Annotated in this window: 14 protein-coding genes; 9 read left to right on the top strand and 5 right to left on the bottom strand. The window is 38.9% G+C overall.

The features are described 5' to 3' along the window. The first annotated feature begins 35 nt into the window (after positions 1-35). Positions 36-1,622: a LysM peptidoglycan-binding domain-containing protein gene (locus tag CW745_RS06360; protein ID WP_101107765.1), complete on the top strand. Its 1,587-nt coding sequence runs from the start codon at positions 36-38 to the stop codon at positions 1,620-1,622. A 75-nt stretch (positions 1,623-1,697) separates the two neighbouring features. Next, positions 1,698-3,566 (top strand): bifunctional diguanylate cyclase/phosphodiesterase, encoded by a 1,869-nt coding sequence (locus CW745_RS06355; RefSeq protein ID WP_101107763.1) that lies wholly within the window; start codon positions 1,698-1,700, stop codon positions 3,564-3,566. A gap of 18 nt (positions 3,567-3,584) precedes the next feature. On the opposite strand, the gene metE is transcribed toward CW745_RS06355, so the two are convergent. Next, entirely contained in the window at positions 3,585-5,882 is a 2,298-nt protein-coding gene (metE, locus tag CW745_RS06350) for a 5-methyltetrahydropteroyltriglutamate--homocysteine S-methyltransferase (RefSeq protein WP_101107933.1), read from the bottom strand. A 99-nt stretch (positions 5,883-5,981) separates the two neighbouring features. On the opposite strand from metE, the gene CW745_RS06345 reads away from it, so the two are divergent. After that, a complete protein-coding gene (locus CW745_RS06345; protein ID WP_238596712.1) occupies positions 5,982-6,875 on the top strand; it encodes a LysR family transcriptional regulator in 894 nt (297 codons plus the stop codon). On the opposite strand, the gene CW745_RS06340 is transcribed toward CW745_RS06345, so the two are convergent. Beyond that, positions 6,862-9,081: an EAL domain-containing protein gene (locus CW745_RS06340; RefSeq protein ID WP_101107761.1), complete on the bottom strand. Its 2,220-nt coding sequence runs from the start codon at positions 9,079-9,081 to the stop codon at positions 6,862-6,864. The two genes, CW745_RS06345 and CW745_RS06340, sit on opposite strands and share 14 nt — an antisense overlap. Before the next feature lie 28 nt (positions 9,082-9,109). After that, positions 9,110-11,356 carry an EAL domain-containing protein gene (locus tag CW745_RS06335; RefSeq protein ID WP_101107760.1) on the bottom strand — a complete coding sequence of 749 codons (2,247 nt, stop codon included), beginning with the start codon at positions 11,354-11,356 and terminating at the stop codon, positions 9,110-9,112. Positions 11,357-11,822: 466 nt separating this feature from the next. On the opposite strand from CW745_RS06335, the gene CW745_RS06330 reads away from it, so the two are divergent. The 3 genes from CW745_RS06330 to CW745_RS06320 all read left to right on the top strand — a co-directional run bounded on the left by CW745_RS06330 (position 11,823) and on the right by CW745_RS06320 (position 15,324). Beyond that, positions 11,823-12,995 carry a phosphoglycerate kinase gene (locus CW745_RS06330; RefSeq protein ID WP_101107758.1) on the top strand — a complete coding sequence of 391 codons (1,173 nt, stop codon included), beginning with the start codon at positions 11,823-11,825 and terminating at the stop codon, positions 12,993-12,995. A gap of 133 nt (positions 12,996-13,128) precedes the next feature. Then, a complete protein-coding gene (gene fbaA / locus CW745_RS06325; RefSeq protein WP_101107756.1) occupies positions 13,129-14,205 on the top strand; it encodes a class II fructose-bisphosphate aldolase in 1,077 nt (358 codons plus the stop codon). 438 nt (positions 14,206-14,643) lie between these two features. Then, entirely contained in the window at positions 14,644-15,324 is a 681-nt protein-coding gene (locus CW745_RS06320) for an SIMPL domain-containing protein (protein WP_101107754.1), read from the top strand. 3 nt (positions 15,325-15,327) lie between these two features. Here CW745_RS06320 and CW745_RS06315 read toward each other — a convergent pair whose 3' ends face one another. Continuing rightward, positions 15,328-16,170 (bottom strand): S-adenosylmethionine decarboxylase, encoded by an 843-nt coding sequence (locus CW745_RS06315; RefSeq protein ID WP_101107753.1) that lies wholly within the window; start codon positions 16,168-16,170, stop codon positions 15,328-15,330. A 2-nt stretch (positions 16,171-16,172) separates the two neighbouring features. Beyond that, positions 16,173-16,865, bottom strand: coding sequence for a potassium channel family protein (locus CW745_RS06310; protein WP_101107751.1), 693 nt, complete (start codon positions 16,863-16,865; stop codon positions 16,173-16,175). Between the two features lie 221 nt (positions 16,866-17,086). Between CW745_RS06310 and CW745_RS06305 the strand changes: the two genes are divergently transcribed. Genes CW745_RS06305 through CW745_RS06295 form a run of 3 tightly spaced genes read left to right on the top strand, consistent with a single transcriptional unit; the run spans position 17,087 to position 20,343 of the window. After that, the gene (locus CW745_RS06305) at positions 17,087-18,172 is read left to right on the top strand and encodes an AI-2E family transporter (RefSeq protein WP_193755546.1); all 1,086 of its coding nucleotides are present in this window, start codon (positions 17,087-17,089) and stop codon (positions 18,170-18,172) included. Further along, positions 18,165-19,292, top strand: coding sequence for an HlyD family secretion protein (locus tag CW745_RS06300; protein WP_101107748.1), 1,128 nt, complete (start codon positions 18,165-18,167; stop codon positions 19,290-19,292). The genes CW745_RS06305 and CW745_RS06300 overlap by 8 nt, the downstream gene beginning before the upstream one ends. Further along, positions 19,282-20,343, top strand: coding sequence for a DUF2955 domain-containing protein (locus CW745_RS06295; RefSeq protein ID WP_238596710.1), 1,062 nt, complete (start codon positions 19,282-19,284; stop codon positions 20,341-20,343). The genes CW745_RS06300 and CW745_RS06295 overlap by 11 nt, the downstream gene beginning before the upstream one ends. Positions 20,344-20,543: the final 200 nt, after the last annotated feature.

Raw genomic sequence — 20,543 nt, 5'->3', positions numbered from 1 at the left:
TTAGAATTTGCACCCTATTTTTTAGAGTGTATTTTATGAAGCTATTATTCTCATTTTTATTGCTATTTTTGCTCAGTGCTTGTCAAACAACACCACCTATTGAACCTGTGGAAGAAGAAAGTACCCCTATACCAATTACAGAGGTAGATGTTGATGAAGATGAAGAAGGGCTTGCTAATCTAGTTAAAGCGAAGCCACCAGTTGTTGATAAGCCTGAAGTCGAAACTGAAAAGCAATATGAGAATATTTGGTTAAAATTAGCAGAGGGGTTTGAGTTTGAAGTTCCTGAAAATAGTCGCATTGCAAAACAGCGAGATTATTATCTTCGTCACCCTACTTATCTTAAAAAGGTCTCGAAACGTGCCGAACCGTTTCTGTTTCTCATCGTTGAACAGATAGAAGAAAAAAACTTACCTTTAGAGCTTGCATTGCTGCCTGTTGTGGAAAGCACCTTTGATCCCTTTGCTTACTCTCCTGCTAGCGCATCAGGTTTATGGCAGTTTATGCCGGTGACTGGGGAGCGCTTCGGCTTGCAACAAGATTGGTGGTACGACGGGCGTCGAGATGTTTATGCCTCTACACAAGCGGCTCTTAAATATATGGAGATATTACACCGCTATTTAGGGGATGACTGGTTATACGCGTTTGCAGCCTATAACTCAGGAGAAGGGCGTGTAAAACGTGCTGTACAACGCAATAAAAAAGCAAATAAGCCTGTTGATTACTGGAGCTTGCCGCTGCCTCGTGAAACACAAGAATACGTGCCTAAATTATTGGCGCTGGTGGATATACTTCGTAACCATAAAAAGTATGGTGTTGAATTACCGCATATCGAAAATCAACAAGTATTAACTTATGTTGATACTAAATCACAGTTAGACTTAGCCTATGCTGCTGAGTTAGCGGAACTAACCGTTGCTGAGATTCAATTACTTAACCCTGCTTTTAACCATTGGGCGACTTCGCCAGATGGCCCACATAAATTATTAATTCCGACGTTAATTGCTGAGCAGTTTAATGACAAATTAGCAGCCACTGAAAATAATGAACGCGTGCGTTGGGCGCGTTATAAAGTGCGTGCCGGAGATAGCCTTAGTGTTATTGCACAGAAAAATGGAACCACTACAGCGGTTTTAAGGCAAATTAATGATATTAACGGTTCTTTTATTAAGATTGGTCAACCATTGCTCATTCCTGTTGCAAGCGCATCACAACAAGATAGCTTATATGCTCAGGCTAAGCGCTTTGAATCCGAAAATAGTAAAGGTAAACGTAAAGTAACGCATACCATCGTTGAAGGAGACACGCTTTGGGATATCAGTCGGTTATATAAAGTTACCGCTAAAGATATCGCAAAGTGGAACCAGATGAGTACTAAGAAAACACTCCGCTTGGGTCAACAACTGACGATTTGGAAAGCGCCTAAAAGCCAGTCGCGCCTTACTCAAACACGAAGTGTTACTTACAAAGTACGCTCAGGAGATTCCTTAGGCCTGATTGCGCAAAAGTTCAATGTTAAAACGGCTGATTTAGTACGTTGGAACCGCTTACAAAAACACAAATATATTAAACCGGGGCAAAAGTTATTGGTCCATGTGGATGTAAAAAAGAGTCGCGGTTAATCGTTGTTCCTGTCATAAAACGGTCATCTAATTTTCTTATTGTTGGGGAATAATAATTAACAATAAGAAATAAAAATGACCGCTACTATCGCCTCAATTACCCTTGATTCAATTATCCAAGAAAAAAATTTAACTGTTTACTTTCAGCCTATTGTAGCTAATGCAAGTGGCGAAATTTTTGCCTATGAAGCATTAATTAGAGGCCCGATTAACAGTTACTTTCATTCCCCAATTCATCTTTTTAATGAAGCCTCTAAACAAGGGCGTTTAGTGGAACTAGAGCTACTCTGTCGTGCGCTTTCTATTCAGCAGTTTCAACGATTAAAGTTAGCAGGAAAGCTGTTTTTAAATGCCAGTCCAGATACGCTTTTTCAGCCCGATTTTCGTGCCGGACAAACCCTTAAAATGCTTGAAAAAGCAGGGTTATCTGCCGATCGTGTCGTAATTGAATTAACGGAACATAGTCCCCTTGAAAATTATCAGATGGTTCGTGAAGCGCTACAGCATTATAAAGAGATGGGGTTTGAAATTGCGATGGATGATCTTGGATCTGGATATTCAGGACTTCGAATGTGGAATGAACTTCGCCCCGATTATGTAAAAATTGACCGTCATTTTATGGATGGAATTGGTAGCGATAAGGTAAAGCAACAGTTTGTTATTTCGATCAAAAATATCGCTGCAGAGTTAGGTTGCAAAGTCGTTGCAGAAGGGGTCGAGACAGCAGAAGAATTTCGCTTTATTGAAAAAATAGCGTTACCTTTTTGCCAAGGCTTTTACATCGCTAAGCCTTCGCCATTACCTTTAAGAAAAGTATCGCAAGCATTATTTTCATTGCCTCTTAAAAAGCCGATCACACAAACTTTAGATACTCAATCGCCTATCATCGCTGAGTTATTACACCATATACCTGCGATTAGCGAGTTAACCACGGTTGAGTACTGTGCAACCTTATTTAATGAAAATCCAGATTGGGAAAGCATTCCTGTTATTGAGTTAAGCGCGTCAGGAAAGCAAAAGCCAGTGGGATTAATCAGGCGAAACTGTCTAACACAATTACTTTTTTCTAAATTTGGGCGTGAACTTTCTGGTAAAAAAAGTATTCACTCTCTCGTGGATAAAAACGTACTTATGTTAGAAAGCGAGCTGCCTATTGAGCTGGTGACAGATGCGATTAATGCTCAGTCAGAGGCGCAAAAGGCATTAGAGTTTATCATTACCGAAGAAGGTTACTATGCTGGCATTGGATCAATTATGGCGCTGATAAAAGTGATCTCGAATATGCAAATAAGTAATGCGCGTCATGCGAATCCATTGACGCTTTTGCCGGGTAATGTCCCTATCAATAAAAAACTAGAGCAGTTTATCAATCAACAATCTCCTTTTGTTGTGGCTTATATAGATTTAGATAACTTCAAGCCTTATAACGATTATTATGGTTATGAAAAAGGCGATCAAATTATTACTGGATTAGCTGATATTTTGCGCGATGTGATAAATGATAATCAGGATTTCATTGGTCATATTGGCGGTGATGATTTCATTGTTATAACTGAAAACCGAGATTGGGAAAAACAATGCCGGAAGATATTAAGTGAGTTTAGTGAATGGGTTAGGCATCGATATTTACCAGAAGATCAAATGATGGGAGGAATCTCTGCCGCAGATCGTTTCGGGAAAAAACAGTTTTATCCCATGCTAAGTTTATCTATTGGCTGTGTGCCATTACCTCCCCCTGCTTGCAAGTCTTATCATGATGTCTCTATTCTTGCTAGCCATGCGAAGTCGATGGCCAAAAAGCGAAAAGGCAACTCCTTATACATTGCTGATCAGCAGTCTGTTGGGGTTGCTCTAATTTCTCAAAAGCCAGTTAGCTATTATGCACCCAAAGCTGATGGCCAATATAAGCAATCGATGGCTATCGGTTACTCATTGAGTGCATGATAATAATCGTAACTACGATTATTGGCTACGTAGTTGTTGTGCCGCTTTTACCATATTGATAAGTGCAGGCTCAACTTCATTCCATTTTCTTGTTTTCAATCCACAATCAGGATTAACCCATAGATGCTCACTTGGAATACGTGTTGATGCTTTGTGCATCAGCGCAACCATCTGATCGATATTTGGTGTATTTGGTGAATGAATATCATAAACACCTGGCCCAATTGCATTTGGGTAATTAAATGCTTCAAATACATCTAATAGTTGCATATCTGAACGTGAGGTTTCAATGGTGATAACATCGGCATCCATTGAGGCAATCGATTCAATAATATCGTTAAACTCTGAGTAACACATGTGTGTATGGATCTGTGTTTGATCCTCCACCCCGTTAGCGGTAATGCGAAATGCTTCAATTGCCCATGCTAAATATTCAGACCATTTAGAGCGGTGTAATGGTAGCTTTTCACGTAGGGCTGCTTCATCAATTTGAATAATATCGATACCAGCTTTTTCAAGGTCTAATACTTCTTCACGGATAGCTAGCGCTATTTGCTGGCAAGTTGTTTTAAGTGGTTGATCATCACGCACAAAAGACCAGTTTAAAATGGTTACTGGACCAGTCAGCATCCCTTTTACCTTTTTATCTGTTAATGATTGAGCGTATTGTGCCCATTCCACGGTCATCGCTTTTGAGCGAGAAACATCACCAAATAATACCGGAGGTTTTACACAGCGAGAGCCGTATGATTGTACCCAAGCAAATTGAGTAAATACAAAACCTTCTAATAACTCGCCAAAGTATTCAACCATGTCATTACGTTCAGCTTCACCATGCACTAATACATCAAGGCCAATTTTCTGTTGTTGCTCGATACAAAATTGAATCGATTTACGCATCTCTTGTTGGTATTCCTGCTCACCAATTTGACCAAGACGTTTTGCTTTGCGCGTAGCGCGGATCTCATTGGTCTGTGGAAATGAGCCGATGGTCGTGGTTGGATAACTTGGTAGCTTGAGGTAGTTATTTTGTACCACTTTACGTGCATCAAACCCTTGTTTACGGTTACCTAAATCGGCACTGATATTTGTGACCGCTTGTTGTACTGAAGGGTTGTGAATTCGATTACTGCGACTACGTGATTCTATAGCTAGTTTGTTTTCTGTAAATTGTTCGAATACAGACTCGACACTGTCGTTTAGCGCTCTGCCTAAAAGGCTTAACTCTTCTAGTTTTTGTGTGGCAAAAGCAAGCCAATTTTTTACTTCATGGTCTAATTTATGCTCACTATTTAAGTCAACAGGTACATGCAGTAATGATGAGCTTGGTGCTAACCATAGGTTATCTTGGCGTTTTGTATGCAGTGGCTGTAACCATGATAGTGTTTTATTTAAATCTGTTTTCCAAATATTGCAACCATTAATAACACCCAATGATAATACTTTATCTGTACTAAGTTGTTGAGCAACTTGCGCTACTTCATGAAGACCATTAACCGCATCAATATGTAACCCTGCAACCGGTAAATTACAGGCGAGATCAAGGTTATCTTTTAACTCGCCAAAGTAAGTTATTAGGAGCAATTTAATAGGTGAATCACTTAATGTTTGGTATGTAGTTTGAAGCGCATTTTGCCAATTTATATCGATCTCAAGCGCCAAAATAGGTTCGTCTATTTGCACCCATTCGATGTTATTTTCTGCTAATAATTGCAGTAGTTGTTGGTATGTTTTTAATAGCTCTGGCAGTAATGACAGTTTATCGCTGTTGTCTTTTTCTTTGCCTAACCAAAGGTAGGTAACTGGACCTATGATCACGGGTTTTACTTGGCTGTTGATGCGTTGTAACTCTTTAATTTGTGTTAATAGGTTATCAGGGTTAAGGGTAAAGCGGGTTTGCCTATCAAACTCTGGCACGATGTAGTGATAGTTGGTATTAAACCACTTAGTCATTTCGCCGGCTTCGGTTTCACCATTGTTTGTGTGTGTTGCAGAGCAGCAAGGCTGTTTTTGAGAACGGCCACGTGCGACACGAAAATAGTTATCTAGTTGGTTGTCAGTCTGCAGTGCTCGCTGTGGCAAATTGCCCAATAGTAAGCTGGTATCTAAAACTTGATCATAAAAAGAAAAATCACCCACTGTATGAAAGTCAAACCCCAGTTTTTGCTGAGAGTGCCAGTTATCTGCGCGCAACTGCGTTGCTGTTTGTTGTAGTGCTTGTTCGGTAATGTCGCCTGCCCAAAATTTCTCTAATGCAAACTTCAGTTGACGTTTATTGCCAATGCGGGGGAATCCAAGGTGATGTAATTTTGCCATTGCTAATATCTCATCTGTTAGTTGAAGTGAGCGATGATTATATTTACAATTCATTATGAGGAATAATGATGTTTCTCCGTAAATTCATGAAGGATTCTCATGGTGATAGAGCCATTACACCTTAAAATAATGATTGCCCTGAATGAAAAGGGGACATTAACTCAAGCTGCTGACGCGCTTTTTTTAACGCAGTCTGCCTTGTCACATCAGATTCGTCATCTTGAAAAAAAACTCAATGTTAAGCTTTGGCAACGCTGTGGGCGTCGCTTGCGCTTAACGCCCGCGGGAGAGTTATTATTAAAAACCGCACTGCAGGTGATGCCGACTCTGTTACAAACAGAGCAATCTTTGAAAGCGATGGGGGAGGGACAACAGGGGTTATTGCGTATTGGTGTGGAATGTTTTCCTTGTCATGAGTGGTTAACCTCAGTGGTCGCTAAATTTTTAACATCACAGCCAAATATTGATGTTGATATTATTCGTCAATTTCAATTCTCTGGTTTAGAGGGGGTTTTGCACCACCATGTTGATCTGCTCATCACTCCTGATATTACTGAGCATGACTCGTTATTAAATGTGGCGTTATTTGAATATGAGCAAGTGTTGCTGGTGGCGAATGACCATCCACTCGCTTCACAAAAAAATGTGTCTGCTAAACAGTTAGCAGATCAAACGCTTTTTACTTTTCCAATTGAAAAGCAGCGCCTGGATATTTTTGAGCAGTTTTTACTACCCGAAAAAATAGAGCCGAAAATGCATAAACAGATAGAGTCTGTGGCAATTATGTTGCAGATGGTTGCCCATCAACGTGGAGTGTCTGTCCTTCCTGAGTGGCTTGCGGACAGCTATGCAACCCAGTATCAGGTTAGTAAATTACGATTGGGCAAGGCTGGGTTGTTTAAAACATTGTATGTGACGGTTAAAAAGCAGGATCAAGAGGTGCTTTATATTAAAGACTTTATTGACCTTGGAAAGGCGGTCAGTGCTGTTTAGCAAAGCTGATCAGATCGGTGAGCGTGAGGGGCTGAGAGAAGTAATATCCTTGATAAATATCGCAACCTGCTTGCGATAAAATATCCGCCTGTTGCTTGCTCTCAACACCCTCTGCCAGTACTTGCATACCTAAGTTTTTACCCATGCTAATAATGCTATTGACCATCGCACGATCATGTTTGTCAAAGGCAATATTATCGACAAAGCTTTTATCTATTTTTAGTTCATCAATGGGGATTTTGCGCAACAGACTTAAAGAAGAGTAGCCTGTCCCAAAATCATCTAAAGAGAGGCTAATATGATTCCCTTTCATCTTGTAAAATAGTGGCAATAAACTGTCAATACTTTCAATAAACAAGCTTTCTGTTATCTCAATAGTGATATCTAATTGTCCACTGGTAAAGCTTTTACAGGCATCCATCAGTTTTTCGATAAAATCTATCTGAATAAACTGACGCACCGAAACATTGATAGCTAATTTAAAGTTAAGGTTGTTTTGTCGCTGCAAATTGTTTATCTCAAGCATCGCTTTATGCATGATATATAAACCGAGTTTAGGCATTAAACCTGTATCTTCAGCAATGGGGATAAATTGGTCTGGCGGAATAACACCGAGTTTAGCACTGTGCCAACGAACCAATGCTTCTACGCCAAAAAGCTTATCATTGCGATCGATTTGTGGCTGATATACCAAGCTTATTTCATCGTTCTCAATAGCATGATGGAGTGCTTGTTCTATTTCAATATTACGCATTAGCTGATGATGCACTTGTTTAGAGAAAAATAGATACTGATTCCGCTTCTTTTTGGCAACGGTCATACTGTTATCGGCATAGCTTAATAGCGTTTCAATATGTGAAGCATCCTCCGGAAAGCGTGCAATACCAATCGAAGAGCTAATGCGAAAAGCATTTTGACCGATTAAGTAAGGCAGGGAGATACTTTTTAATAAATGCTTGGCATAGTTACTTATCACCTCTCGATTAGCTGTTTCTAAAAAAACCACGAACTCATCACTACTGTAGCGTGCAACCATGCCACTATGAAGCGCAAGGCTTTTTGTTATTCGCTTACTTGCCTCAATTAAAATAGTGTCGCCATAACTATGACCAAAAGTGTCATTGATATGCTTAAAGTTATCCAGATCGATGTACAGCAATGCAAAAGGAGTTTCATTAGGTGTTTGTAAAGTTTTAAAGTGACGCTTTAAAATGGTGCGGTTTGGAAGTCCGGTTAATGCATCATGCTCTGTTTTATAGGTAAGCTCATCAATTTTTGAATTTTCTACCTTTACTATCCATCTAAACAGCATAAAACCACTGCTGATTAGCAAGAGATAAAAAATAGTATAGAAAAAAGAGTGTGAGTAAAGGCGAGCAGTAACCTGTTGATAAGGGATTGAAGCATAAACCCAAAAACGATAATTTTTGTTATAGGCTAAGGTATATAACTGTTTTTGTGGTGTCTTCTTACTCGCATTTTGTTGAAAAAGTGTTTGGCTTGGTTGACTGAGGTAATGTTTTTTTATCAGGTTATTTTGCGGGGCACTGTTATTATAAAACTGTTCAAATTGATTAACTGATAAATTGTTACGTAATATTCGATAATTGCCGTTACTTAATGTTGCCTCAATATTGTGTGGATTTTTTTCTCGCCATTCACTTTGTAAGACGGCCAAATCTAGGCCCGTAGAGATAACCGCAATGGTGTTGCCTTTATTGTCGACTATTTTTTTACGTAACGGTAAGATCCAACGTTGTAAACTCGCTAAAAAATAGGGGCGACCGAGGACCATTTGAGAGCTGTTGAGTGTTTCTGTGAACCAAGAGGTAGTGTTGCTGTGGCTAAGCAGGTTGGTTATGGGGTGTTCGGATAAATTAGAACTGGTGACAAGTAGATCTCCCTGTTTAGAGAAAATCCATATTCCTGCAGAGTAGATATTCTGTTCCAGAGCAACATCAAGAATATGACTATCAAAATTACTCAATTTGACGTATTTACTCGCGATTAAGTTTTGAATTACTTCCTGTTGTGTAAACAGAGAATCTAGGTGGTTATAGAACACATTGCTGAGGTAAAGCTGATCGCCTTTAGTCTCATTTAATATCTCATTATGTTTATTATAAACAGCCGTACACAATAGCACGGTGGCTATAATAAGTATGAGATAAAAAAGAGCCCAAATATTTTTATTTAGGGTGCGCATGAGTACAGGGTAATAACCTTAAATCCATTTAAAGAGTATCAATCAAACTTTCCAAGTCGATTAAGTTTAACGGTTTAGAGAAATAATATCCTTGGTAGATGTCACACCCTGCAGTTTGTAAAATAGCCAATTGTTGCTTATTTTCAACACCTTCAGCTAAGACTGACATGCCTAAATTTTTTCCCATGGTAATGATACTTGCCACCATCGCCCTATCATTTTTATCATGAGCAATGTCATCGACAAAACTTTTGTCTATTTTAAGTTCATCGATAGGGACATTCCGTAGCATACTTAATGAAGAGTAGCCTGTGCCAAAGTCATCTAAAGAAAGAGAGATATTTTCCTCTTTCATTTTTTTGAAAATAGGCAATAAACGTTCAATATTTTCGATGAACAAGCTTTCCGTAATCTCAATGGTGATTTTCATGTACGGCGATTTATGGAGTGCCAAGCAATTAATTAAACTTTCAAAAAAGTTAAGCTGTACAAACTGTCGAGCAGATACGTTGATTGATAGCTGAAATGATTTTCTTTTTTTGTATTGTAAGGCTGAGATTTCTAACATCGCTTGATTCATGATATAAGCGCCTAAAGCTGGCATTATGCCTGTCTCCTCTGCGATCGGAATGAACTGATCGGGAGGAATGAAGCCTAACCCCTCATTGTTCCAACGTACTAAGGCTTCAACGCCACATAATTCACCTTTATTGTTCATTTGTGGCTGATAAACGAGGCTTATTTCATTCTTATCTACGGCAGATTTTAATGCTTGCTCGATCTCAATATTTTTAATCAGTTGTCGGTGAATCTGCTCAGAGAAAAAGATGAAATTATTTTTCGACTTTTTAGCGATTAGCATGCTGTTATTGGCATAACTGATTAATGTCTCAATCTCGGTTGCATTGTTCGGGCTTTGCGCAATGCCGATTGATGCACTTATTTTGAAGTCATTATTGTTAACGATATAAGGGGTATTTATGCAGCTTAATAACTCACGACAAAACTCTTCAACGATATCTTTATCTATGCTCGCAATAAGTACAATAAACTCATCAGCGCTTAAGCGGATTGCCGTCCCTTCTACTCGCTCTAGTGAGCTTGTTAGGCGTTTGCTTACTTCAATTAAAATACCATCACCGTAGCTATAACCGTAGCTATCATTGATAGTCTTGAAGTTATCGAGATCAATATAGAGCAAAGAAAAAGGGATATTACTCCGATGAAACTTTAGCTTTTTGCTTTTTAAAATGGTGCGGTTATATAGGCCGGTTAACAGATCGCGTTCAGCACGATAAGTCAGCTCTGCAAGTTTACTTTTTTCCAGACGTGCAACCCAACGGAAAATAAAGAAAGAAGCCACTAAAAAAAGTAGATAAAAAGTGCTATAAGCGAGCAAGGGAGGTATCAATTTCTTTTGCAAAGAAAAGCTTGATTCTGATGCGTTTATCCAGATTTGATGTTTAGGATTATAAAGTATCGTAAAATATTCACTTTGTTGAGAGGAGGGCTTTAGTTGTACCGATTGACCTGAATCTCGAAGTGACTGCAAAGATATTTTCTGCTCTGCAAGTTGCTCTTCAATTAAACGGATCACGTCAGAAGAAATTGGGCTTGAATAGGTTGATTCATATTTATTTAGTGCCACATTGGTGCGTAATATTCGATAATAGTCATTATCAAGCGTCGCCTGAAACACTCGTCGCCCATCGCTTCCATCATTCCATTGTTGTGATAACGTTTGTAGGTCTAAGCCTGATGTAATAACCGCAACGACATTCCCTTGTTTATCCACGACACGTTTTCTAATTGGGACCACCCATTTATTAAGCGGTTGCAAAATATAAGGGTTGCCAATAGTCATCTGATCTTGTGTTAGTGCATGTTTAAACCATTTTTTTGTTTTTTCATCTGTGAGCAGGTTAGGTAAGCGAACGTTTTGCAAGCTACTACTAATTGACCGTACTTCACCATCAGGATTAAAAAGTGCAAAGCCAATTAATAACGGCGTTCTTGATAGAATGTTATCAATCACTTCGACATTCAAATTATGCTGTAGCGTTGATTCATAACTAATAAGGTCGAGCATTGATTCAAATTGAAACAGTGCTGATGAGACATGAGATTCAAATAGTTTGGTAACGTAACGTTGCTCAGCTTGTAATTTGTACTCTAATTCAGTGAACTTTAGGTAGCCAGATATAAGCAGAATAAGAAAACCACCTAAAGCGATAATATAGAAAAATAGAGAAGTTTTTTTATGCGATAGCGTCATATAATCTGTAGATATTTCAAACCGTAACCTAAATGTCTAATAAGCGTAGAATAGTTGTCAAAAAAGGTCAGTATAATAATGCGTTAACATTCACATTTAGGCTATATTTCTCTCTTTTTGATTTAAAAATAGTCAGGTTTATTACTTTATCGTCAAACTGTTTAAAAAAAGTACTATTAAATATAAAAAGGGTTTATTTTTGTTGATTTTAGATCAACAAAATATGTCGTAAATTTACTCATTTTGAAAAAAAGTTACAGAAAATGATATAAATCAAACCCCTCCCCCCTATTAAAAAGGTAAATTAGCACCCATTGTGATCGATGTAACAAAAACTTTCGTCTATAATGCACGCTGAAACAAAAATGCAACGCGGAAATGTTGCAATTACAGCGTTCATATAAAGCCCAGCATTGAAGCGGGCGTAAATCAGAATTTTAGTTTTAAATTTAAATAAGGACACATCATGTCAGTAAAGAAAATGGTTGATTTAGACTTAGCCGGCAAACGCGTATTTATCCGTCAAGATTTAAACGTGCCAATTAAAGATGGTAAAGTAACTTCTGATGCGCGTATCCGTGCTTCTATTCCAACGATTAAATTAGCATTAGAAAAAGGTGCTAAGTTAATGATCACTTCTCACCTAGGTCGTCCAACTGAAGGTGCTTCTGCTGAAGAAAATGCAGCATTCTCTCTACAACCTGTTGTTGATTACTTAAATGAAGCATTAGACGTGCCTGTACGTTTAGCAACTGATTACTTAAACGGCCTTGAAGTAGCTGAAGGTGAAGTTGTTGTGCTTGAGAACGTTCGTTTTAATAAAGGCGAAAAGAAAAATGACGAGACACTATCTAAGCAACTAGCTGCTTTATGTGACGTTTACGTAATGGATGCATTTGGTACGGCTCACCGTGCACAATCTTCTACAAACGGCGCGGGTGTTTATGCGCCTGTTGCATGTGCTGGCCCGCTACTTGCTGCTGAACTTGAAGCATTAGGCAAAGCGATGGATAACCCTGCTCGCCCATTAGTTGCAATTGTTGGTGGTTCTAAAGTATCGACTAAGCTAACGGTTTTAGAGTCTCTTTCTAAAGTTGCTGATCAACTTGTTGTTGGTGGTGGTATTGCTAATACGTTCATCGCTGCACAAGGCCATAACGTTGGTAAATCTCTATACGAAGCTGACTTAGTTGATACGGCTAAGAAACTAATGGAAGAGTGTGCAATTCCAGTAGCAACTGATGTTGCATGTGCAAAAGCATTTGATGAAAACGCAGAAGCTGAAATCAAAAATGTTGCTGATGTTCAAGATGACGACATGATCTTCGATTTAGGTCCTGATTCAACAGCTCAGTTAGCCGCAATCTTAAAAGATGCAAAAACAATCCTTTGGAATGGCCCTGTTGGCGTATTTGAATTCAAAAACTTCGAAGCAGGTACTGCTGGTATCTCTAAAGCAATTGCAGACTCTGAAGGCTTCTCTGTTGCAGGTGGTGGCGATACATTAGCTGCAATCGCTAAATTTGATATTGAAGCAGATGTTTCTTATATCTCAACAGGTGGTGGTGCTTTCTTAGAATTTGTTGAAGGTAAAAAATTACCTGCAGTGGCAATGTTAGAAGCCCGTGCAAACGATTAGTAAAACCATTAAAGCGAGATAATATCTCGCTTTTTTTTAACTATTTTTCGCGTGATCTTTCGCACATTGTTGTGTAGAATACGGCGCGAAATTAAACAGATTTAATTTAACTAAAATAGATAGGATATATCTCATGACTAAGATTTTAGACGTTGTAAAACCTGGTGTTATCACTGGTGATGATGTTCAAAAAGTATTTGCAATTGCAAAAGAGCACAAATTTGCACTACCAGCGGTAAACGTTGTTGGTTCTGATTCAATCAACGCAGTACTTGAAGCAGCAGCTAAAGTTAAAGCGCCTGTTGTTATTCAGTTTTCTAACGGCGGTGCAGCATTCAACGCAGGTAAAGGTCTTAAACTTGAAGGTCAAGAAGCAGCTATTCTTGGTGCAGTTTCAGGTGCAAAACACGTTCATGCAATGGCAGCCGCTTACGGTGTTCCAGTTATTCTTCATACTGACCACGCTGCTAAGAAACTACTTCCATGGATCGACGGACTACTAGACGCTTCTGAAGCACACTTTGCAGAAACTGGCGCACCATTATTCTCTTCTCACATGATTGATCTTTCTGAAGAGCCACTAGAAGAAAACATCGAAACTTGTGCTAAATACCTAGCGCGTATGTCTAAAATGGGCATGACGCTTGAAATCGAACTAGGTTGTACTGGTGGTGAAGAAGACGGTGTTGATAACTCTGATATGGATGAGTCTTTACTTTACACTCAACCATCTGAAGTTGATTACGCATACGTTGAGCTTTCTAAAATCAGCCCACGTTTCACTATTGCTGCTTCTTTTGGTAACGTACACGGTGTATACAAGCCAGGTAACGTTAAACTAACGCCAACTATTCTACGTGATTCTCAAGCATACGTTGCTGAAAAGCACAATGTTGCAGCTGACGAACTAAGCTTTGTATTCCACGGTGGTTCTGGTTCAACTGAAGCAGAAATCCAAGAGTCTATCGGTTACGGTGTTATCAAAATGAACATCGATACAGATACACAGTGGGCTTGTTGGGACGGTATCCGTGGCTATGAAGCTGCTAACCGTGATTTCTTACAAGGTCAAATCGGTAACCCAACGGGTGAAGATGCACCAAACAAGAAATACTACGATCCACGTGTTTGGTTACGCGCAGGTCAAGAATCAATGGTTGCACGTTTAGAAAAAGCATTTGCTGACCTTAACGCAATCGACGTACTATAATTTAACCTTGGGTTAAGTTTATAGTATTTATAAAGCCAGCTTAATTGCTGGCTTTTTTTTGCCTTGAGTTAAATGGTTTTAACCAGCAAGATAGTTCAGCGGAATGGTATAACCTTTGATTAAGCAATAGTCGCCTATTGGGATTGAAAAAGCGAAATTAGCGATATTGTCTCTCTGCTTATCCAGAACTGAGCTTATGAACTCAAGCTAATAAATGTTGTCCTAGCATTAGCAATACCTATTCATATAAATTGATACCTAATCCATTAAATCACTGATCAATATTATTTGTCCAAAGAAGCGTTTTCCGCGTTGAAAGTGTCGTAAAAAAATAATTATTTACACCATTTTTCGCCTCGAACTCACTCCTTTTTCTCGGTAATATTTGAACCTCGTATTAGCTGGATTAATCTGATTATAATTTTTAAAGGAGCATCTATGCGTTATTCATTATTACTGTTGTTATCGTGTCTTTCATTTGCCAGCTTGGCGGACTCATTTCCAGATGAACCCTATATTTCAGTCACTGGTTCGGCTTCATTAGCTGTCGATGCTGATCAAGTGATTATTAACTTTCAACCAAATGCCTTGAACCATCAAGGAGAAGTAGCCAAGAAACAGGTCGATGCACAAGTAGCGACAGTAATAAGTCGTTTAAAAAATGCGGGATTTAGTAGTGATTTGATTAAAAGTGTTAGTCAAGCAAGTCGCCCTGAATATGATTACACTAATAAGAAACGAAACTTGCTAGGTGTCCGAGTCACGCATGAGTTAAGTTATCGTTTAACTGATATTAGTAAAGTTAACCAATTTTTAGATGTGTTACTGACTGCACAGGTAGAGTCTATTTCACCGTTGCAGTATGGCCTACAAAATCCGTCGCAATGGCAACAAAAAGTGCGCCAAATGGCGGTATTGGACAGCAAGCAAAAAGCCGAAGATATGGCGCAACTTTATGAGGCTGACTTGGGTAAAGTCTATTCTATTAACTATCAGAGTAACGATGTTCAACCTGTTTATATGCGCTCTCTTGCAATAGAAAGTGATGCCATTTCGGTGAAGCCTAAAAACATTACTTTGAATGATCGCGTTAGTACCGTATTTATATTAAAGCCTTAGCCATTAAGAGCTTGTTATTGTTTGGGTTGCTTTACTATTGAGCGCATGCGTTTGGATAGAAAGCGACTCCTTTGTAGGAGTGAAGGTCATTAAATAACTGCGTTTAGGTTGACATAGTGATAGCAGTAATCGATGAAAAGCACTTGTTTTTGCAGTGCTTAAACTCGATTCAAAGCTGATATAACTGCTGAGCTTTTCTGGTGTGATATGCAACGTAAAATAATCTTCTCCTGATATCGCATTTAGTGAATAGCCTTTGGGTTCAAAGCAGTAATGATCAACATTAAACTCACTAAAATATTCATTAAGCTTTAGCTGTTCAATAATTTTTTCTTTTGTAATTTTCCCACTCCGTAATTGCTCAAAAAAATCCCCTGTAAGCTGATGCAACATGAGTATATTTTTAGTTGCTATATGATGCTGATTGTTACCAAATAGGAAAATATCGCCACAATAGTTTTCTCGCCAATGGCGACTGTCACCATTAAGGTGTTGTTGTAACTTTAAACTATCTTGTTGAAAACTGCTTTTCTGGCGTTCCGGGTAGGTGCCTTGATGTCGTTGGAAAAGTAACGAAGTAATATCTTTACGTGCGACCTTTTTTTGAAAAAAAAGAGCTGCTTGTAGTAAATGTGTTTCGCCACAGGTGATCAACAACAGTTTATGCTTCCACACGAATAAACTCGACTCTGAAAGTAAAAAGGCAGTTAACTGCTCATTTTTAATTTCGGAAATAATATAGGCTCCCGCTTGCTCAACTAATGAATGCCAAAAGCTAGGTTCAAAATTAAGGAGGTTTAATGTTGTGGTGATCTCTAAACGTTTTTCACTGCCTTCATAAAACATGATTAATGGTGTTTTTCCTGCTTATTATTCATCCCTGCGCTCACTAAACTTGAAACGACAATTGCCATATAAAAGACGCCGACAATAGCTTCGACATAAACTAAAAATCGAGCAAGCGGGCCAACAGGAAGTAGATCACCAAAACCGAGAGTGGTTAATGTTACAAAACTAAAGTAGATAAGGTCGGGAAAGTTTTGTTGCCAAGGTCCAGTCTCAAGTCCAACAAATGAGGGAGTCGTAAACTCAATCAGCAACAGGTATAGCATTACCCAAATTAAACCTAATAATAAGAATATACAGATAGAGCCCACGATGCTGTTGATGGTTACTTGGCCTGAAAACAACGCTTGTTGGGCTGCCAGTCGCAGTGTCATTATAAAAAAGTAAAGCATGATCAGTAGGTGAATAAAGGCTAAGTCAGCTCGGTCTAGCCCAATGACTACGACGCTAATTAAAGCGGTTGCGGCAACTAACCCTAATGCAGTATTAAATGCATAGCGACTAGAGCGTAAGCTCCATACCCCAATCGACATACTGATGACAGTAAAAGCCATCACTAAAGATTGCCCAATGAGAGAGGATGAAAAAAATTGGTCAACCATTGCACTGGAAAGTAAGAGAAAAAATAAGCTGAAAAGAAGATAAGAAAAATTGTCTTTTTCAGTAACATGTTTACGATGTTGTAGAAGGTGCATTTTTTATCCTGATTAGCGCTATGAGGTATTATTTTACTGTTTTAATCTATTTCAGTAACCTTTTTAAGTGATTAATTCTCATTTATAAAGCTGATAACTTTATAAAATCATTTAAAAAGCATTATCAAGCCCACTTTTTTAATTGAACATGAGAATGTCCATGACAATTCAGTAAATCAATCGTTAGAATAACATCTATTAAACACTATATGGACATTACAATGGAAAGTAACCATTTTACCAAGAATACAATCGAAGCTGCTATTCGAGTCAGCTTAGTTGCCGTCGTTATCTACTTTTGTGCCAAAATATTAGCCCCTTTTGCTTTGGCTTCTTTATGGGGCGCCATTATTGCTGTCGCTATCTATCCGTTGTTTACGCGTTTTAAGAATATGCTCGGAGGCAGGACTAAAATCGCAGCTACGCTTTATGCAATCGTCGCTATCTCCGCATTAATTACGCCTACTGTTATGATTTCAAATTCATTAATTAATACATCGGTCACCCTTAATGAGCAATATCAAAGCGGGGCGCTCAATATTCCTGAGCCGAACAAAAATGTTGCCGAATGGCCTGTGATTGGTGAAAAAGCTTATGCATTCTGGAGTGGCGCTTCTAAGAATTTAGAGGACACATTAAATAAACACTTAGAGTTGCTAAAAAGCTTCCTTGGCGGTGCCGTGTCTGCTCTCGCCGGTATCGGTGGGACGGTATTGCAATTTGTGCTATCTATTATTATTTCTGCTGTTTTTGTTGCCAGTGCCGAAAGTATTCAAGGGGTGTTAGTCAAAATATTTGCTCGCTTAACCAATCCTGTCACAGGCAAAGAATATATCGAATTAGCACGTGATACGATTCGCAGTGTCGCTCAGGGAGTATTAGGTGTCGCGTTAATTCAAGCAACCTTAGCCGCTCTCGGGATGTATGTGATGGATGTACCTGCTTGGGGATTATGGTCCATAGTGATTCTTGTGTTTGCAATCGCTCAGTTACCACCTATTTTGGTACTTGGGTTTGTGATCTCTTATGTATTTTCTGTCGCAGAAACAACACCAGCAGTTATCTTTATGATTTACTCTCTGATTGTTAGTGCAAGTGATGGTTTTTTGAAGCCGTTATTTTTAGGTCGTGGTATGGAAACACCAATGATCGTGATTCTTCTTGGCGCAATTGGTGGCATGATGATGTCTGGTATTATCGGGTTATTTGTCGGTGCGATCATTCTTGCTTTAGGGTATGAGTTATTTATGAAATGGTTAAACATAAATGAAGAAACATTAGCTATTGAAGAGAAAAAAGATGTCTGAAGATGCCAAAAAAGTAGCAGATAAAGCGCCTGTAGAAGACGTTATTGTATCACCCCAAGATCCGGTACGTCGCATTACCGTTATTGTATTGCTTGTAGTGGCTTTTGTTTTTGTGTGGTATGTCATCGCTGATAGACATGCTCCTTGGTCAGATCAGGCTCGTATTCAGAGTTATGTGATCCCCGTTGTTCCGCAAGTATCCGGCCGCATTGTTAATGTCAATGTTGAAAAAGATCAGATCGTTAATGGTGGGGATGTTTTGTTTCGCATTGATTCAAGTGATTATGAATTAGCCGTCGAAACTGCTGAGTCATCACTGGAGCTCGCTGGACAAGAGATCGGGGCTGGTGTGGCAACTGTGGTGACAGCGCAGGCTCAACTCGTTGTTGCTGAAACAAACCTTGAACATATTCAGGCACAAAGTGCACGTGTGTTTGAATTGGAAAGAAAGCAAGTCTTTTCAAAATCTGAAGGGGATAAAGCCCGAGCTGCGATTAAACAAGGCAAAGCACAGGTTCGAAGTGCTGTAGCAAATTTAGATAAAGCCAAACAAGCATTAGGTGCAGAAGGGGACAGTAATCCGCGTATTCGTAGTGCGATGGCAAAACTCAAACAGGCACAGTTAGATTTAAGTCGTACTACTGTTTTCGCTCCTTCATTTGGCGGTATAACTAACTTGCAGGTTGATGAAGGCTTTTACGCTAACGCCGGACAACCAATTATGACCTTCGTTGAATTTGGCAATATTTGGATACAGGTTAACCTCCGTGAAAATAACTTAGCTAATTTACAAATAGGTAATCCTGTTGAGATTTCACTTGATGTGCAACCTGGTACTATTTTTAATGGTAAAATAAGTAGTATTGGTTTTGCTGTTAATGCATCTACCCCAGATGCGATTGGCGGATTAAGTACAGTTGATGGCTCAACGGGTTGGTTGCGCGATGCGCAACGTTTTCCTGTAATGGTTTCTTTTGATGATATTAATAGCTTACCAAAAGGCAGTTTAAGAGCCGGTGCGCAGGCGGATGTACAAATTTATACTGGAGATGGCTGGTTTGTAAACACAATGGGGAAAATCTGGATCAGGGTACTTAGCTGGTTATCTTATGTCTACTAAGTTAGCTAGGGGAGGTTTTTGGAATAGTCTCAAAGAAGATGTAACGCGTATGCGTCAAATGCGCTTTGCATTTGGGGTGACATTTTCCTGTGCCCTTGCTTATGGGGTTGATTGGCCTCTTTCATTTTTATTGCCTATTTTTTCCTGTGTACTGTTAGCGTTGCCTTTGCCTAAGCCGAGTGTAAAGGCAAGCTTACAAAATATGCTCAATACGCTAAAAGCATTTGCGTTAGGTCTTCTTTTTTCTATTTTCTTTTTACAATATCCGAGTGCTTATATTTTAGCCCTAGGGCTGGTGTTATTTCATATCTATTATTACCTTAACCGAGGTGGCTCTTTTTGGTTAACGTTAATGAGCTTAATTGCTGTCTTAATTCTCCCTATGATCGCACAAGCTAACACAGGGCTTGCATTTGGTTTTGCAGCTGGGTTTATTTATTCAAGTTGGCTTACTATTGCAATTATTTGGTTGGTACATTTTGTGTTTCCAGATCCTAAATTTACCGCTTTTCCAACCCCTCCTGGATTTCAAAAAAAATATGTCCCAAACGCCGCCCAAGCCGCATTAAAAAGTGCTTTAGTCACTTTGCCCGTTGCAACGATTTTCATTACCTTTGGATTGATTGATTATTTATTGGTAATGGTTTTTTCTGCAATGTTCATTCTCAAGCCTGAACTAAGTGCAGGCCTAGGGGCTGGTAAAAATTCAATGATATCAACTTTGCTTGGTGGAGCTTATGCTGCTGTCTTTTATTGGTTGATGGTTGCTGTTCCACAGTATCATTTTTTTCTTTTATTGTTACTCGCCACTACCTTATTTTTTGCGCGTAATATTTTCTCGACAAAAAGTACTGCTAAGTATTACAGCTCTGCACTTATCGCAATGTTGGTGGTGTTTAATAGTAGTATGGCTGCGGGGGCAAGTTTTAACGATATCCTTTTTAACCGAATTATACTCATTTCGATGGCTATTGCGTATATTGTGATCATGCTTAATGTGCTCGAGCATTTTGGCATTGGTAATGCAAAAGCAGAAGTAAAAGCAACGTAACGATGAGTTTGCATTTATTACTAATAACCATAAATAAATTAATGTTAATGTGTCGCTAAACTTTTTCGAGTAGTTCAATTTTATTTATTTGTCTAGTCAGAAGGGGCTTGTCTGCCACAAAAATAAAATTACATTTCTGCTAAATTTTGTATCTATGACAAATTAAGGCATAATCAAGTCACTTTACTACTTGAAATAGG

It is taken from the genome of Psychromonas sp. psych-6C06 (genome assembly GCF_002835465.1).
In the GTDB taxonomy this organism is placed as follows: Bacteria; Pseudomonadota; Gammaproteobacteria; order Enterobacterales; family Psychromonadaceae; genus Psychromonas.
The sequence above is the reverse complement of the archived record's forward strand: the minus strand, read 5'-3'. Positions and strand labels throughout refer to the sequence as shown.

Bases quoted from the DNA above. Each gene is read 5' to 3' on its own strand.
- CW745_RS06360 (WP_101107765.1), top strand. From the start codon at position 36: ATGAAGCTATTATTCTCATTTTTATTGCTATTTTTGCTCAGTGCTTGT.
- CW745_RS06355 (WP_101107763.1), top strand. From the start codon at position 1,698: ATGACCGCTACTATCGCCTCAATTACCCTTGATTCAATTATCCAAGAA.
- metE (WP_101107933.1), bottom strand. From the start codon at position 5,882: ATGGCAAAATTACATCACCTTGGATTCCCCCGCATTGGCAATAAACGT.
- CW745_RS06345 (WP_238596712.1), top strand. From the start codon at position 5,982: ATGGTGATAGAGCCATTACACCTTAAAATAATGATTGCCCTGAATGAA.
- CW745_RS06340 (WP_101107761.1), bottom strand. From the start codon at position 9,081: ATGCGCACCCTAAATAAAAATATTTGGGCTCTTTTTTATCTCATACTT.
- CW745_RS06335 (WP_101107760.1), bottom strand. From the start codon at position 11,356: ATGACGCTATCGCATAAAAAAACTTCTCTATTTTTCTATATTATCGCT.
- CW745_RS06330 (WP_101107758.1), top strand. From the start codon at position 11,823: ATGTCAGTAAAGAAAATGGTTGATTTAGACTTAGCCGGCAAACGCGTA.
- fbaA (WP_101107756.1), top strand. From the start codon at position 13,129: ATGACTAAGATTTTAGACGTTGTAAAACCTGGTGTTATCACTGGTGAT.
- CW745_RS06320 (WP_101107754.1), top strand. From the start codon at position 14,644: ATGCGTTATTCATTATTACTGTTGTTATCGTGTCTTTCATTTGCCAGC.
- CW745_RS06315 (WP_101107753.1), bottom strand. From the start codon at position 16,170: ATGTTTTATGAAGGCAGTGAAAAACGTTTAGAGATCACCACAACATTA.
- CW745_RS06310 (WP_101107751.1), bottom strand. From the start codon at position 16,865: ATGCACCTTCTACAACATCGTAAACATGTTACTGAAAAAGACAATTTT.
- CW745_RS06305 (WP_193755546.1), top strand. From the start codon at position 17,087: ATGGAAAGTAACCATTTTACCAAGAATACAATCGAAGCTGCTATTCGA.
- CW745_RS06300 (WP_101107748.1), top strand. From the start codon at position 18,165: ATGTCTGAAGATGCCAAAAAAGTAGCAGATAAAGCGCCTGTAGAAGAC.
- CW745_RS06295 (WP_238596710.1), top strand. From the start codon at position 19,282: ATGTCTACTAAGTTAGCTAGGGGAGGTTTTTGGAATAGTCTCAAAGAA.